Here is a 14,678-nt window from a genome sequence, read left to right as displayed (position 1 = left end):
TTGCCGATACGACTGTCGGCCCGTGACACCACGTCTCCCACAGCCCTCTTCACATTTCGACCCGTTACACAGGTTATGAGATATCTTCGCTCTAACGGGTGGTCCAACTGACCTGGCCTATGTTGCGGTCCACGTTTTCCGATCGGCCCTCACTCCCGGCCCGCTATCGTGACAGCGCGTTGTTCGTCCTACTCGCGGTATTGTTCGGCGGCTCGTTCGTCGCGATCAAGACCGGGCTCCGTGAGCTTCCGCCGGTGCTGTTTGCCGGCCTCCGATTCGACCTGGCAGCGGTGACGCTGCTTGGCTACATCGTCGTTACCCGGCCCCGGTCGACGTGGCTCCCGCGGACTCGCGAGGACTTCGTTGGAATCGGGATGGCGGCGCTGTTCCTGATCGCGCTCAACAACGGGCTGTTGTTCCTCGGTCAGGGAACGACGACGCCCGCAGCGGCGTCCGTGATGTACGGCCTGAACCCGATACTCGCCCCCGTGTTCGCCTGGTGGCTGCTGGGCGACCGCCTCTCCTGGATCGGTGCACTCGGTATCGGTATCGCGCTGAGCGGCGTTATCCTCATCGTGCAGCCGTCGCCGTCGACGTTCACCGATGCGAGCGCTATCGGGCAACTTCTGGTCCTCGGCGCGGCCGCGGCCGTCGCACTTGGCAGCGTGCTCCTCCAGCGTGTCGGCCCCCAGATGGACAGTACACCGCTGACTGCGTGGGCGATGGCTGTCGGCGCGGTGCTCCTCCACGTCGCGAGCCTGCTGGTCGGGGAGTCGCCCACGGCCGTCATCGGCATCGGCCCCGAAACGATTGCGAGCATTGTGGCTGTGGGCATCCCCTCGACGGCAGTCGCGTACGCCATCTACTTCGGCCTCATCAAGCGCATCGGCCCGGTCCGTGCGAACTTGGTCGCGTACGTCGTGCCGATTTTCGCCGCGCTCATGGGCTGGGTACTGCTGGGCTCGCCGGTGTCACTGTGGACGCTCGTCGGCTTCTTAGTCGTCGTTGCGGGCTTCGCTCTCATCGAGCGTGTGACCATCCGCATGGAACTGCGCCGGCTCTATCACCGCTTCGAGGAGACATCCTCGTCGAAACAGACGCCGCCGTGTGACGACTGACGTCAGCGGTTGCAGTAGAGCGATCACGATCTGGATTTGACGAAACGGGCCCAGCCAATCATGTACTGGCAGCCCCAAGCCACGATATGGACTCTTCCGACGTGGAGACGGTGTTCGTCGCCGGAGCCAGCGGCGGGACCGGGCGCGCGACGCTCCGACTGCTCAGTTCGCGCGTGCCGACGGTCCGAGCACTGACCAGCACGCCGTCGAAAACAGACGACCTGCAAGCGGCCGGCGCTGACGAGGTTGTCGTCGACGACTTGCTGAACCCGGCTGCGTTGGCCGAGGCGCTGTCGGACGTTGATGTCGTCCTGAGCGCCGTCGGCTCGAATATCACGGACGTCTGGTCCCGGGACGAGTACGTCGACGGTGCGGGGACGATCAATCTCCTCGATGCGGCCGTCGACGCTGGCGTCGATGCGTTCGTCATGGAATCCGCTATCGGCGTGGGCGACGAGCCGGCCAGTCCGCTCGCGACGGCCTTCGACGTCGTCATCCAGCCGATACAACGTGCGAAAGCGGAGGCCGAGGCCGCGATTCGCGACGCTCCGGTTCGACACACGATCCTCCGCCCGGGCGTGCTCACGAACGGACCGCGAACTGACACCGTCTCCGTCGCCGAGCCCGGAGCGAAGCTCTGGGGCAGCGTTTCGCGGGCCGACGTGGCCCGACTGATGATCGCATCACCTGTCACACCGGCGGCCGAAGACCGGACGCTGGAAGTCGTTGCCAGGCCGTCGTTCCCGAACCGCGCGCTGGATATCGAGTGGCGGCTTCCCCGGAGTGGGGGGTCGGAGACCGTGACAGTCGATACCCCGGATGACGACCCGTAGTGGGCAATCCACCCGTGTGCAAATACGCCTCCAGCGTGAAAGGCGGCTGATGACTGACGTGGACCACGCGAACGCTGGCTATCGGCGGCTGTTCGGGGGGGACGGCCTCTCGTTCGGCCTCGGGTTCCCGCTCACGGGCGAAACGGAGTCGACGCCGGATATCGACGCGGAACTCCGGCTCGCAAGCCACGCCGAAACAGTCGGCTTCGACGCGCTCTGGGCGCGAGACGTGCCGACGTACTGGCCGCGTTTCGGGGACGCCGGCGGGGCCTTCGACCCGTGGTCGCTGCTGTCCCACGTCGCCGCACACACCGAGTCGGTGGCGCTTGGCACCGCGAGTATCGTTCTCCCGCTGCGCCATCCCATCCATGTGGCGAAATCGGCCGCAACCGTCGACCGGCTCTCCGACGGCCGTCTCGTGCTGGGCGTCGCCTCGGGCGACCGCGACCCGGAGTATCCGGCGTTCGGCGTCGACCCCGAGAACCGGGGCCAACTCGTCCGTGAAAGCGTCGACGCGCTTCGCGCGCTCTGGCGCGAGGAATACCCGACGCTCGATGGCTCCTGGGGCCACCTCGACGGAGAACTCGATGTCCTCCCGAAGCCGACGACGGACACGCTCCCGCTCTTCCCGACTGGTAACGCCAGACAGTCCACGGAGTGGATCGCCGAGAACGGCGACGGCTGGATATTCTATCACCTCCCCGAGTCGACGCTTGAGTCGTACCTCGATACGTGGCGGAGCCACGCGTCAGAGAAGCCGTTCACGATTGCCGTTCAGGTCGAGTTCGCTGCTGATCCGACGGCGGAGCCCGAACCGCTCCACCTGGGCTATCGGGCCGGTGTCGAGTGGTTCCGGGAGTACTTCAGACGGCTCGAAGAGTACGGCCTTGACCACGTTATCGTCGGACTTCGTGCGGCGGAACCAGAGGCGGCGATGACGACCTTCGCCAGCGAAATCATCGACGAACTGTGACTCCAGCCGTCGATACCGTTCCTGCGAAACTCGCGGCGGATGACGCTGCCGTCGTTCCAACTGACTGCCTGCCGTATTCCGGTCTGGACTTCCCAGCAACAGCCCTCTGAGCTGGGCTTACGGATCGAACTCGTTCTGCTTGAGCCCTTTCCGGACCGGTTCGTGTTCGGCGTCGGTCGGCGGCGGTGCCGTCACCAGTAACGCCTCCAGTCGACTCTCCTCGTCCGCTTTGACACCGCGGTCGGTGTCGGCCTCGACGACCACCACGTCGCCCGGTTCGACTGCCCGCTCCGTGTCACCGTCACGGACGATACCGGTCCCGGACTGGACGTGTATCGCGACGTCGCTCGCGGGCGCGTGTACCGGAATAAACTGGCCGGGTTCGAAGTAGCCACAGACGACTTTCATCCGGTCGCTGCGGAACACTTCGACAGCCGAGAACTGGTCGTCGTCGTATTCCCGGACGGCGTCGAAATCGGTCGCTGTCATCGCGCGTCCTCCCGATAATTGTACTCTCGAAGAACTACAGGGCCGAAGTCGCGGCCGGTCGATGCGGACTGGCTCGAACGTCGGCAGGTGCGTGAACTCGCTCGCTGTCGGTTTCGGTGCTGTGGGTGCATCGCGAGGAGTTCCGACCGCACGACGGAAAGCCTCGGTCCCGAACCGCTTCGTCTGTAGTCGCGCCGCCTCGTACTCTGGATGCATATAAACCGTCTCCGAACATCTTCCCGATAAGAACCACGGGCAGTCCGTATAAAGACCCTCCAAATGGTGTCTGTAGGCGCATTGGCGACGACAGTACTGATGGCGGTACTGCTCGTCGGTATCGCTGGGATACTCGTACGGATCGAAGACTGGCGGTCGTATACGATTGCGATCGGTGGCGGCCACGGGACGCACGAACGCACCCACGCGGAGAAGCCGAGCGGGATTCTCCGGTGGCTGACGACGGTCGACCACAAAGACATCGGGATTCTCTACGGCGTGTTCGCCGTCGTCGCGTTCGCCTGGGGCGGTATCGCCGTGGTTCTGATGCGGTTCGAACTGCTGTACCCCGCTGAGGACTTCCTCAGTGCCAGTGCCTACAACGGCCTCCTGACGACCCACGGCATCACGATGCTGTTCCTGTTTGGGACGCCAATGCTTGCGGCGTTCTCGAACTACCTGATCCCGCTACTCATCGGGGCCGACGACATGGCCTTTCCGCGAATCAACGCCATCGCGTTCTGGTTGTTGCCGCCGGCGGCGCTGCTCATCTGGGGTGGCGTCCTCGGCGGGCCGTTCCTCGAAAACATCGAACCGGCACAGACCGCCTGGACGATGTACACACCGCTGTCGATCGAACAGCAGAACCCCGGCGTGGACCTGATGCTGCTCGGCCTCCACCTCTCGGGCGTCGCGGCGACGATGGGGGCGATCAACTTCATCGCGACAATATTCACCGAACGGAGCGAGGACGTGACATGGGCCACCCTCGATATCTTCTCCTGGACTGTCCTGGTGCAGTCCGCACAGATCCTGTTTGCCTTCCCGCTGCTGGGCAGTGCGCTGGTCATGCTCCTGCTCGACCGCAATCTCGGGACGACGTTCTTCACGCTGGACGGCGGCGGCCCGCTGCTGTGGCAGCACCTGTTCTGGTTCTTCGGGCACCCCGAGGTGTACATCCTCGTCCTCCCGCCGATGGGACTGGTGAGCTACATCCTGCCGAAATTCTGCGGGCGGAAGCTGTTCGGCTTCAAGTTCGTCGTCTACTCCACGCTGGCGCTCGGAGTCCTCTCCTTCGGCGTCTGGGCCCATCACATGTTCGCGACCGGCATGGACCCTCGACTACGGGCCTCGTTCATGGCGGTCTCTATCGCCATCGCCATCCCGAGCGCGGTGAAGACGTTCAACTGGATGGCGACGATGTGGAACGGCGCGTTACGGACGACCGCGCCGTTCCTCTTCTGTGTCGGGTTCGTCGGGAACTTCATCATCGGCGGCGTTACCGGCGTGTTCGAGGCCGCCATCCCCGTCGACCTCATTCTCCACGACACCTACCACGTCGTCGCGCACTTCCACTACGTCATCATGGGCGGCATCGCCTTCGCCGTCTTCGCTGGCATCTACTACTGGTTCCCGCTGTACACCGGTCGGTGGTATCAGCGGTCGCTGGCGAAGTGGCACTTCTGGCTGACGCTTGTCGGCACGAACGTTACGTTCTTCCCGATGGTCCTGCTCGGCTACGCCGGGATGCCCCGCCGGTACGCCACGTACGCTCTGACCGCTGGCCCGGTGGACCTGTTTACGCTCCTGCACCAACTGGCGACGCTTGGCGTCGTTCTGCTGGTCATCGGCCAACTCATCTTCGTCTGGAACCTCGTGACCTCGTGGCTGGAGGGACCACTGGTCAGGGACGGCGACCCCTGGGACCTGGCGGCGACGGACCAGTTCCCCCGGGAGTTCGCCTGGTTCGAGCGCGAGCGGCTCCCGGCGCTGGCCGACGGCGGCGAAGAACCGACCGGGGATTGATCTCCGAGTTCTTCTGGTTTCCCGTTCGCGGTACCCTTCTTGGTTGTTCTACGGCCACCTCTAGAGTGGTATAGAACCGTTATCACACCCAGTTTGAAACGGTCAATACAACTCAAGCAGTAAATGAGCTTGAGAATTGGTCGGACTGGACGACTCAATATGGGCGGGAAATCTACTATATTTACGGGAATATTTTTATTCTTTCCCACACTAAGGCTGAATACGTCATGTCGAAGACGACAGACGAACGAGGACGGATCTACCTCCCGAAGGATGTCCGCGACCGGTTCGGTGACCAGTATCGTATCGTTGAACTCCCGAGCCACGTCGCACTCTTCCCAGTTGACGAGGACCCGCTAGAGGGGCTCCGAGCGGCCGTTGGCGATGCCTTTGCAGAGACAGAGGCCGACAAGCTGAAAACTGAATCGCGGAAGGCGATCTCACGAGAGGTTCAAGAGGAAGCGGAAGATCGGACACAGGATGGCGAGGCGTAAGTCGTGTACGTTGAAACTGACTTTCTCACCGCACTGTTGAAGGACGACGACTGGCTTCAGGACGCCGCAGTCCGCGCCCTCGAAGAACACGATGACATACATACCTCGATACTCGCGTACGCCGAGGTTCTGGTGCTGTTCTACGACCGTGAGGCGGCCGAGTACGAGATCGATGCGCCGCGGGCAATTACCAACCTGCTCGAACTGGTTCCAATCGTGCCGGAAGAGCACGAGGACGCGGTTCTGGCCGCCGCGGCGTTCCTCGACGAGTACGATCTCACCCCGTTCGATGCACTCCACGCTGGACTCGTCACAACCGGCGAAGAGCGAGTCCTTTCGACCGAGCAGGACTACGACACTGTCGGCCTCGACCGCACATCGTTGGAACCTGCGCCCTCTGAGTGAAGATGGTAGATACGCAGACCGACTGTGCAGCTTGTTCAGTCTACACTGCCTGAAATCAATAGCCTGTGACGAGTTGTCTGACACCCTGTCTCCGTCTGCCACCCTACTCCGATATGTCCGGATACGACTGCCGACCGCCCTGTGACTTCCTGGCGACCAGTTGGGCGGTAGCTGCGGTCGTCCCGTCCCTCGTCGCGGTGCGTTCGTCGTAGTGCAACACCGTCAGGTCGAGTCCGGCCCTGAGCAGTTCGTTCGAGGCGAACCGGTACCGGTCCCCGGAGGGGCCGCCGTCCACGTCGTCGGTCGTCCGGAGGTGGTGCTGGATGAACAGACAGCCGCCGTCGGCCAGCGCCTCGATAATGTCGGGGAGGCGGTCGACGGGGCGATAGAAGCTAATGGTGATGAGGTCGTACCTCGACGCCGGATACGCGAACGAGTCGAGGTCCGCCTGTATCCACTCGATATCGTCTTCGACGCCCGCTTCGCGTGCATTTTCACGGGCAATGTGCAGCCCCGCACGCGATTGGTCGACCGCATCGACGCGGTACCCGGCCGCTGCGGCCGGAAGCGCGTTCCGCCCCGTCCCGGTTGCGATATCAAGCGCTCGTCCCGGTGGAAAGGTCGGCAGGTATCGTTCTAACACCGGATGTGGGTCCGGGCGCTGTGGGTACGTACCCGGTCGGTATCGCTCGTCCCAGGTCGTCATGGCTCCGTCAACCGCCCGCGGATACATGAAGTCTGTGGGCTGTAACACAGCTCTTGCGTTGCTTCCTGTTTCCGTCCGCGCCGATCTCAACTGATTTATCGGTGTGCTTGCGAACTACCCACAAGCTACTAGCCATGGACAGTCAAAAGGGTGTGACCAGACGGCGGCTGCTCATCGCTCTCGGAAGCGGACTCGGTCTGCTCGGGGGCGGCGGTGCCTACGTGTACTGGTCGCTACAGGGCGACTCGGGCGGGTACACTGCACCGGACTCACAGCCGGTCGTCACTACGCGCGGGCTCCTCGACGCGGCGGAGGGGCCAGCCTTCGAGACTGGTGGCATGTGGTCGTTCGACGACGCGTCGGAGGTGTTCCTGTTCGTCCACGGATTCAGTACCGACGCCGAGAGGGCGCGCGACAATGCCTATACGGCGCAGGTAGCGCTCGACGGAACACGGCCCACACCGGTTATCGCGTACAGTTGGGATTCCGATGTCGAGTGGGTGCAGGCGAAGGACAACGCCGAGGCGAACAGTACCCACCTCGCTCAGTGGCTGGTCGAGTGGGCCGAAACCGACGGCCGGCCGGTCCATTTGCTCGCTCACTCACTTGGTGCGCGGGTGACCGGTGAGACCCTCCGGGAGCTAGCCAAGCGAGGGGTGCCAGACGCGCTTGCTTCGGTGTCACTGCTCGGCGGCGCTATCCCCTACGATAGCGTAACTACAGACGGTCGTTACGGCGACGCCATAGCGGCCGTTGACGCTCCGGTGTCGAACTTCTACAGCCACAACGACAAGGTCCTCTCGTGGGTGTACCGAGCGTCGGACCGGACACACGCTGTGGGCCACGCTGGAACCCGCGATGCGGGGCCGCCTCCCGACGGCTATCAGGACGTGGATGTCACTGATCTCGTAGCCGATCACTACTCGTACTTCGAACCGGATGCGGGCTGTTTGCCGCGGGTCGTCGCCGAACTCGGGTAGGCTGTCGAGGGGAACTCAGCGACCAAATTCGTGTTCCCTGCCGCTCCGGTCACACAGCGAACAGTCGCTATATATCCAGTTTGACCGTCCCGGAGACACTTACCCGTCTACCGAGAGAACAAGGTATGGACCGACGACAGTATCTCGCTTCTGCTGTGGGACTCGGAGCCGGCAGTCTCGCCGGGTGTAACGGCTACTTCGCGGGCGAAACCGGCACCGCCGGGGACGACAATGGCTCGCCCGCACCCCCAAACGCGCTTTCGGCTGGTTCGTATACCGTCACGCTGGCCGACCCACGGGTCCGTGCGTCGATACGTGACGCCGGAGTCCACGTCGATGTCCGTGCTGAGCATGGGAGCCAGTTTCTCGTGCTGGATGCCGAGACAGGTGATGCCAGAGTCGAAGAGATCCCAGTGAGGGTTGTCGCGGACGGGGAGCCGATAACTGACCGGCTGTCACTCGTCGGCCGCCCCGAGCGGAAAACTGCGGGTGTCATCGGGTTCCCCGTTCCAGTGTCGGACTACCGAACCGTTGCGCTGGAGCTCGAATCAGCGGGGGAGACCGCCCGCTGGCGGGTCCCCGATGCCACTGTCGAGATGCTTTCCAGAGCTCCCGAGTTCACCGTAGACGGTATCGAGGCTCCCGACAGCGTGGACGTCGGCGAGTCTTTCGACGCGTCGTTCACCGTCGCCAACGACGGCGACCGCGACGCCCGCTTTCTCGCGGAGTTCGGGCACACACTCCTCTCCGACACTGGGGAAGTAGAAGTCGCCGTGCCGGCCGGCGAGCGTCGCACGCACACCACCACTATCGACCCGTTCTACGACGAGAGTCCCGCCGAAATCCCGGTGATACTCGATTGGGGTCTTCAGGCTCACCATGCGACCGTTACCGTGAAGCGGGAGACGGCAACGGCCGACCTTCCACCGCGTTCAGATGCGCTCAGCATCGAATCGAGCTATCCCATCGACGGCACGATGGTCAACGTCGGTGTGGGCGGGACGGCCCGCAATACCAGCACGAGGGCGCTTACGAACTGTGTCATCGTGGCCTCGGGCGATGTCGGTGACCAGGGTTTCAGCGCGACCACACGCCGTGACAGGCTCGAATCGGACCAGCCATGGGACTGGGAGGTCGCGTTCGGTGACGAAGCCGACGCACAGCGTGAGCCTGTCAGAAACATCACTATCGAGACCCGGGCAGAACCGTCCGGATGACAACGACTATACGGCCCTCCATGTCGGTACTGCGTTCGGTCATTGTCGTCATCTGTGGGAAGAAGGCATGAGTTAGCGGTCTGCAGTGACGCCACCAGCATAGCGGCCACAGGTGTCTAACTGTTCATCGTCGGTAATGGTAGCACCGGTGCGCCACTCTGTACTGCGAGGGCCACTGGCTTCGATATTTTCTCCTCTGGGGACACATCGGCTGCCCCCGTTGCGTCTGCGTCTCCGGACGAAGCGCCTGCCGCGGACAACTAACTTTTATTTACTGCCCTTTTCGACCCCCTCGTTCGGGGTTCGACGTGGCTACGTTTCGGGAACCATCGATAGACGAGTCCGGGTACGAGCTCGTGAAGTTCGGTAAGTACGACGATAGCCCCGGCGTATGCGACGGCGACCTATCGGCCGAATAATGACTACCTCTTGTCACACCGCTGCTACAGATGCATCACATGTAAACCGGGAGGCAGTTCCGTCTCGCCTACGGTCTGTGGCAGTCAGCGCAGGCTCGGTCTCTAGCGGTGGGTTCGACATCAGTTGGGGTGATACGTTCGCTCTCATACACCTATATAGGGCTCATATAAAACGCCTATAGCAGATTCACCGACGTACCGTCAACGGCTCCACATCGATGGTCTCACCACCGACGTTTCATCCGGACCTCGGCGCATCACACCAGCGAATCCACGGCGATGACTGGGAGGAGATCTATGTCGTCGGCGACGTCCACGGCTGTCGCCCGACGCTCGAACGGCTCCTGAATCGGCTGGACCCCACAGCGGACGAACTGGTCGTTTTCGTCGGTGATCTCGTCCGCAAAGGGCCCGACAGCGCCGGTGTCGTCGATATCGTTCGACAGCATCCGAACTTCATCACCGTCCGGGGCAACAACGAACAGAAGATCATCGACGGCCGCAAATCCCTTCCCTCGCTGACCGACGACGACCTGTCGTGGATCGCGTCGCTCCCGGTGGCGATATCGTGGGACGATTCGCTGGTCGTCCACGGCGGCGTCGACCACCGAAAGCCTCTCGCGGAACACGAACTGACTGAACTGCTGAATATGCGCTCGCTCGTTCCGGACGGGAGCTACGACCGCCCGTACTGGTTCGAGACGCGCCGCGACGACCCGCGTATCTTCTTCGGCCACACGGTGCTTTCCGAGCCATTCGAGACGCCTACTGCGGTTGGCCTCGACACGGGGTGTGTGTACGGCGGGCAACTGACGGCGTACCAGTGCTCGACGGGTGAGTTCGTCACAGTCGCCCCAGAGACGACCCACGAAGACCGATCGTCCGATAGCATCGTCGACCCAGAGCGCGCACCGCCCACCTCATCGTAATCCGATGAATCAACCCTCAGAACCGGATATCCCCGCATACGAGCCGGAGGATGTCGACCTGAATGACCCGTCGCTGTATCTCAACCGTGAACTGAGTGCGCTCGCCTTCCAGCGGCGCGTACTCCACGAGGCACTGGACGAACGAAACCCGCTGCTGGAACGGGTTCGGTTCCTCGCTATCGTCACCCGCAATCTGGACGAGTTCACAATGAAACGCATCGGCGGCCTCAAACAGCAGATCGAGGCCGACGTGACCGAGACGGCCCCCGACGGTCGAACGCCAGAGGAGCAACTGGAAGCGGTCCACGAGACTCTGCGGCCGATGTTAGCGACGCAGGCCCGTTGCTACCGCGACGCGATTCGGCCCGCGCTTGCTGCAGAGGGTATCGAGATTCTCGACTACGACGATGCTTCCACCACAGAGCAGTCTGAGCTACGAACCTATTTTGAGGAATCCGTGTTACCGACGCTGACGCCGCTTTCGTTCGACCCGGCACATCCCTTCCCGTTCATTTCCAATCGATCGCTCTCGCTCGCTGTCCTCACTCGGCATCCGAACGCCGAGGACCCGACGTTCACCCGCATCAAGATTCCGCCGAACAGGCCCCGTCTGGTCCAGCTCGGGAACGAAACACGGTACGTACTGCTCGAAGAGGTCATCCGTGCGAACCTCGATCTGCTGTTGCCGAACGTCGAGATCGTCGACACGGCCCTGTTCAGACTGACCCGCAACGCGGAGGTCCGGCGGAATCAGGAGATAGCCGAGGACCTCATCGACATGGTCGAGGACGTGCTCGAACAGCGGCGCTTCGCGTCGGTCGTCAGAATGGAACTCGCTCCCGATGCAGACCCCCGTATTAGATCGACACTCGCGACACAGCTCGGTCTCGACGAGCGTGAAATATACGACCTCGCGGGACCGCTGGACTACCGAGACTTTGCGGAGCTGACCGATCTCGACCGGCCCGATCTCTCGCTTGACGAGTGGACGCCACAGCCGCATCCCCGTCTCAACGGTCGCCGACAACAGTCGTTCGGGACGCCGGATACGACGGACCCGAGCGTGTTCCGGCGTATCCAGGATGGCGACATATTGCTCCATCACCCGTACCACGACTTTACCGACACTGTCCAGCGATTCCTCTCCGCGGCAGCCGAAGATCCCGATGTACTGGCGGTGAAAGCAGCGATCTACCGGACTGCAAGCGACTCACAGATCATCCAGTCGCTGATAACGGCTGCGGAAAACGGGAAGCAAGTCGCGGTGATGGTCGAACTGAAGGCCCGCTTCGACGAGCAGAACAACCTCGAATGGGTACGTAAGCTGGAGGAAAACGGTATCCACGTCGCCTACGGAACGGTTGGACTGAAGACCCACACGAAGACGGCACTGGTCGTTCGGGAGGAAGACGACGGCGTCGAACTGTACTCACATATCGGGACCGGGAACTACCACTCAGAGACGGCGAAGGGGTACGTCGACCTCGGGCTGTTGACCGCTGACCGCGACATCGGCCGCGACCTGACGAAGGTGTTCAATTTCTTCACCGGGCCGTCGCTGGATGAGGAGTTCCGCGAACTCCTCATCGCACCGGTGACGATGCGCCAGAAGTTCACCCGGTGTATCCGTCGGGAAGCCCAGCACGCACAGGCCGGCCGTCCCGCACGTATCGTCGCGAAGGTTAACGGACTCGAAGACCCCGCTATCGTTGCCGAACTGTACCGCGCCTCGATGGCGGGTGTCGACATCGACCTCATCGTCCGTGACATCTGTCGCCTCCGGCCCGGACTGGACGGCATCAGCGAAAACATCTCGGTGTACTCGCTCGTCGGACGCTTTCTGGAGCACTCCCGCATCTTCTACTTCGAGAACGGCGCACGGGCCGAACCCACTGCTGAAGACGACTGGGGCGAGCCCGAGTATTACATCGGCAGCGCCGACTGGATGACACGCAATCTCGATTACCGGGTCGAAGCAGTCGCGCCCGTGACCAGCCCCGAGATCCAGCGCCAACTCCGCTTCAATCTCGAACTCGTCCTCTCGGACAACCGCAAGCTCTGGGAGATGGACAGCGACGGCGAGTACCACCAGCGGTACCCGGATGACGGCGAGCGCGTGATCAGCGCACAGGACATTCTGATGCGTGAAGCGCTGAAAGCCGGTCGTTCGGACGACCTCGCCGCAGGAATCCCCGGTGACTATCCGCTAGCTGCTGAGCTCTGTGTCGTAGGCGACGGTGAGCACCAGCCAACTGCGTCAGCTACCCAGTCGGAATCTGCAACCGACACAGGCGGTGCAACTGCGGCCGATCGAGCGTCCTCCGATCCCGATGCCACTGACGGCGAACCATCTGAAGTCACGGACGGTGGAAACCCCGAGGAAATACTGTCTACATACAGCGACCAGTGGTATGTCCCCGACAGTGTCGTGTACAACTACACTGTTCGGACGCCCGATGGGGAGCGGCGCTACCGCAAAACCAAAGCCGGCGTCACTGATCTCCTCGAACGCTTATATAGCGATACGGAATAGCTATTCGGCTATACTATTTCTCAGTTCCTTTTCGGCTCAGTAACTGCGTTGCTCCATCAATATGAGACCACTTCACACAAAATGCGTTTTAATCCTTCAAGAAGTCTATGAGCCTGGCCTGTCCAGTGTCTCGATGTAGCTATGGATTTACAGGAATTCGTCCGCTCCAACGCCCCCGTAGACGGCGGCGATGGGTTCCAGAAGGAGAACAACAGACTGCTCGACATCCCGCTCGACGGAACGGTGATGGTCAAAGCCGGATCGATGGTCGCGTACACCGGCGAGGTGACGTTCACCGGCAAGTCCTCGGCGGAAGGCGGCATCACGGGCATCGTCAAGGAGGCCGTGAGCGGCGAAGGGACGCCGGTCATGGAGGCCGAAGGAAACGGCCACCTCTACGTGGCCGAGAACGGCAAGAAAGTGCAGGTGCTGGCCCTCGGTGACGGGGAGTCGATATCGGTCAACGGCACCGACGTGCTCGCGTTCGAATCAAGCGTTGACTACGAAATCAACACCGTCGGCAGTCTCTCCAGTATGGCCGCCGGCGGCCTGACGAACGTCTTCCTCACCGGCCCCGGCGAAGTCGCGCTGACAACGCACGGCGATCCGCTGGTGATGACGCCGCCGGTCTTCACCGACCCGGATGCGACCGTTGCGTGGAGTTCGAACCTCTCGCCGTCTATCGAGATGAACAAGACGTTCGAAATCGGCCAGACCTCCGGGGAATCGATACAGATGGAGTTCACTGGCGACGACGGGTTCGTCGTCATTCAACCGAACGAGGAAGGGTCTGTCACACAGAGCCAGAGCTAATCGCCGCCGAGTTATCGCGTCGGCGACGTGGCTCGCTTGCGGAGCCGTCCCCGAACGAACGGACGGATCGGCGTCACGCCGAGATTGAGCCGCCCGATTTCGACCACGTCGAACGACCGGTCAGCGACGAGTCGCGACCCTGTCTGCCGGGTGAGGTGGCAACCGCCGGCGAGCCGCCTCCAGAGCGGTGCGAGGGCCGACTGAATCTCAGCGCGCCACCCGTCGTCGATGACGTGCTCGAAGAACCGCAGTTCGCCGCCGGGTTTGAGTACGCGGGTGATTTCACTCATTGCGGACTCGATATCCGGAATCGTACAGAACACCATCGAGGCGATGACGACGTCGAAGGTGGCGTCGTCGTACGGGAGGGTTTCCGCCGGTGCTGACTCGATACGAATCGGCGTGGCCTGCGCGTTCGCCTTCTCTGTTGCCTGTCGCCGCATATGTGGGTCCGGCTCGGTAGCGTGAAACTCCGTCGCCGCGTTCGCAACGCTATCGAAATACGGAAACATCGCGCCGGTTCCAGCGCCGAGGTCCAGCACTGTGCCATCCAGATTCGCTACCAGATACTCACGATGTGGCCGTAAGAGCGTCCGCTCAACGAGCGCTGTGGCCGGATCGTAAATAGCTGCAAACAGCGGCGACGAGGGATCCTGACTGGCGTTCGGTTCTGTGGGCATGGCAGTAGTAACGGCGGCTCGCCTGAAAGTATTGGTTCACTTGCGGGGTGTCACTCGCTCGCCACCC

At 62.4% G+C, this 14,678-nt stretch carries 14 protein-coding genes; 11 read left to right on the top strand and 3 right to left on the bottom strand.

Annotated elements, in window-relative coordinates; genetic code table 11:
* Positions 1-119 precede the first annotated feature (119 nt).
* The 3 genes from VI340_RS17285 (at position 120) to VI340_RS17275 (ending at position 2,924) form a co-directional block, all read left to right on the top strand.
* On the top strand, positions 120-1,118 hold the full coding sequence (locus tag VI340_RS17285) for a DMT family transporter (RefSeq protein WP_008312170.1): 999 nt from the start codon (positions 120-122) through the stop codon (positions 1,116-1,118).
* A gap of 86 nt (positions 1,119-1,204) precedes the next feature.
* A complete protein-coding gene (locus VI340_RS17280; protein WP_008312172.1) occupies positions 1,205-1,951 on the top strand; it encodes an NAD(P)-binding oxidoreductase in 747 nt (248 codons plus the stop codon).
* Positions 1,952-2,000: 49 nt separating this feature from the next.
* Positions 2,001-2,924 carry an LLM class oxidoreductase gene (locus tag VI340_RS17275; protein ID WP_008312173.1) on the top strand — a complete coding sequence of 308 codons (924 nt, stop codon included), beginning with the start codon at positions 2,001-2,003 and terminating at the stop codon, positions 2,922-2,924.
* A gap of 117 nt (positions 2,925-3,041) precedes the next feature.
* On the opposite strand, the gene VI340_RS17270 is transcribed toward VI340_RS17275, so the two are convergent.
* A complete protein-coding gene (locus VI340_RS17270; RefSeq protein ID WP_008312175.1) occupies positions 3,042-3,413 on the bottom strand; it encodes a cupin domain-containing protein in 372 nt (123 codons plus the stop codon).
* Between the two features lie 315 nt (positions 3,414-3,728).
* Here VI340_RS17270 and VI340_RS17265 point away from each other — a divergent pair, with 315 nt between their 5' ends.
* From VI340_RS17265 to VI340_RS17255, 3 genes are all read left to right on the top strand, one after another.
* Positions 3,729-5,435, top strand: a complete 1,707-nt coding sequence (locus VI340_RS17265) for a cbb3-type cytochrome c oxidase subunit I (RefSeq protein WP_008312177.1) — start codon at positions 3,729-3,731, stop codon at positions 5,433-5,435.
* Between the two features lie 227 nt (positions 5,436-5,662).
* Positions 5,663-5,929, top strand: a complete 267-nt coding sequence (locus VI340_RS17260) for a hypothetical protein (protein WP_008312179.1) — start codon at positions 5,663-5,665, stop codon at positions 5,927-5,929.
* A gap of 3 nt (positions 5,930-5,932) precedes the next feature.
* Positions 5,933-6,334 (top strand): PIN domain-containing protein, encoded by a 402-nt coding sequence (locus tag VI340_RS17255; protein ID WP_008312181.1) that lies wholly within the window; start codon positions 5,933-5,935, stop codon positions 6,332-6,334.
* Positions 6,335-6,437: 103 nt separating this feature from the next.
* Here VI340_RS17255 and VI340_RS17250 read toward each other — a convergent pair whose 3' ends face one another.
* On the bottom strand, positions 6,438-7,040 hold the full coding sequence (locus VI340_RS17250) for a class I SAM-dependent methyltransferase (RefSeq protein WP_336358836.1): 603 nt from the start codon (positions 7,038-7,040) through the stop codon (positions 6,438-6,440).
* Between the two features lie 134 nt (positions 7,041-7,174).
* Here VI340_RS17250 and VI340_RS17245 point away from each other — a divergent pair, with 134 nt between their 5' ends.
* From VI340_RS17245 to VI340_RS17225, 5 genes are all read left to right on the top strand, one after another.
* Entirely contained in the window at positions 7,175-8,020 is an 846-nt protein-coding gene (locus VI340_RS17245; RefSeq protein WP_336358835.1) for a DUF726 domain-containing protein, read from the top strand.
* A 125-nt stretch (positions 8,021-8,145) separates the two neighbouring features.
* Positions 8,146-9,237, top strand: a complete 1,092-nt coding sequence (locus tag VI340_RS17240) for a hypothetical protein (RefSeq protein WP_336330235.1) — start codon at positions 8,146-8,148, stop codon at positions 9,235-9,237.
* Positions 9,238-9,874: 637 nt separating this feature from the next.
* Positions 9,875-10,585: a metallophosphoesterase family protein gene (locus VI340_RS17235; RefSeq protein ID WP_336330236.1), complete on the top strand. Its 711-nt coding sequence runs from the start codon at positions 9,875-9,877 to the stop codon at positions 10,583-10,585.
* 4 nt (positions 10,586-10,589) lie between these two features.
* Entirely contained in the window at positions 10,590-13,118 is a 2,529-nt protein-coding gene (ppk1, locus tag VI340_RS17230; protein ID WP_008312191.1) for a polyphosphate kinase 1, read from the top strand.
* A 141-nt stretch (positions 13,119-13,259) separates the two neighbouring features.
* Complete coding sequence (locus tag VI340_RS17225) at positions 13,260-13,931, top strand: AIM24 family protein (RefSeq protein WP_008312194.1); 672 nt, start codon at positions 13,260-13,262, stop codon at positions 13,929-13,931.
* A gap of 11 nt (positions 13,932-13,942) precedes the next feature.
* On the opposite strand, the gene VI340_RS17220 is transcribed toward VI340_RS17225, so the two are convergent.
* Complete coding sequence (locus VI340_RS17220; RefSeq protein ID WP_008312196.1) at positions 13,943-14,611, bottom strand: class I SAM-dependent methyltransferase; 669 nt, start codon at positions 14,609-14,611, stop codon at positions 13,943-13,945.
* Positions 14,612-14,678: the final 67 nt, after the last annotated feature.

The sequence above is a fragment of the Haloarcula sp. CGMCC 1.6347 genome (assembly GCF_037078395.1).
Taxonomy (GTDB): domain Archaea; phylum Halobacteriota; class Halobacteria; order Halobacteriales; family Haloarculaceae; genus Haloarcula; species Haloarcula amylolytica.
This window is presented reverse-complemented; position numbering and strand designations above follow the sequence as displayed.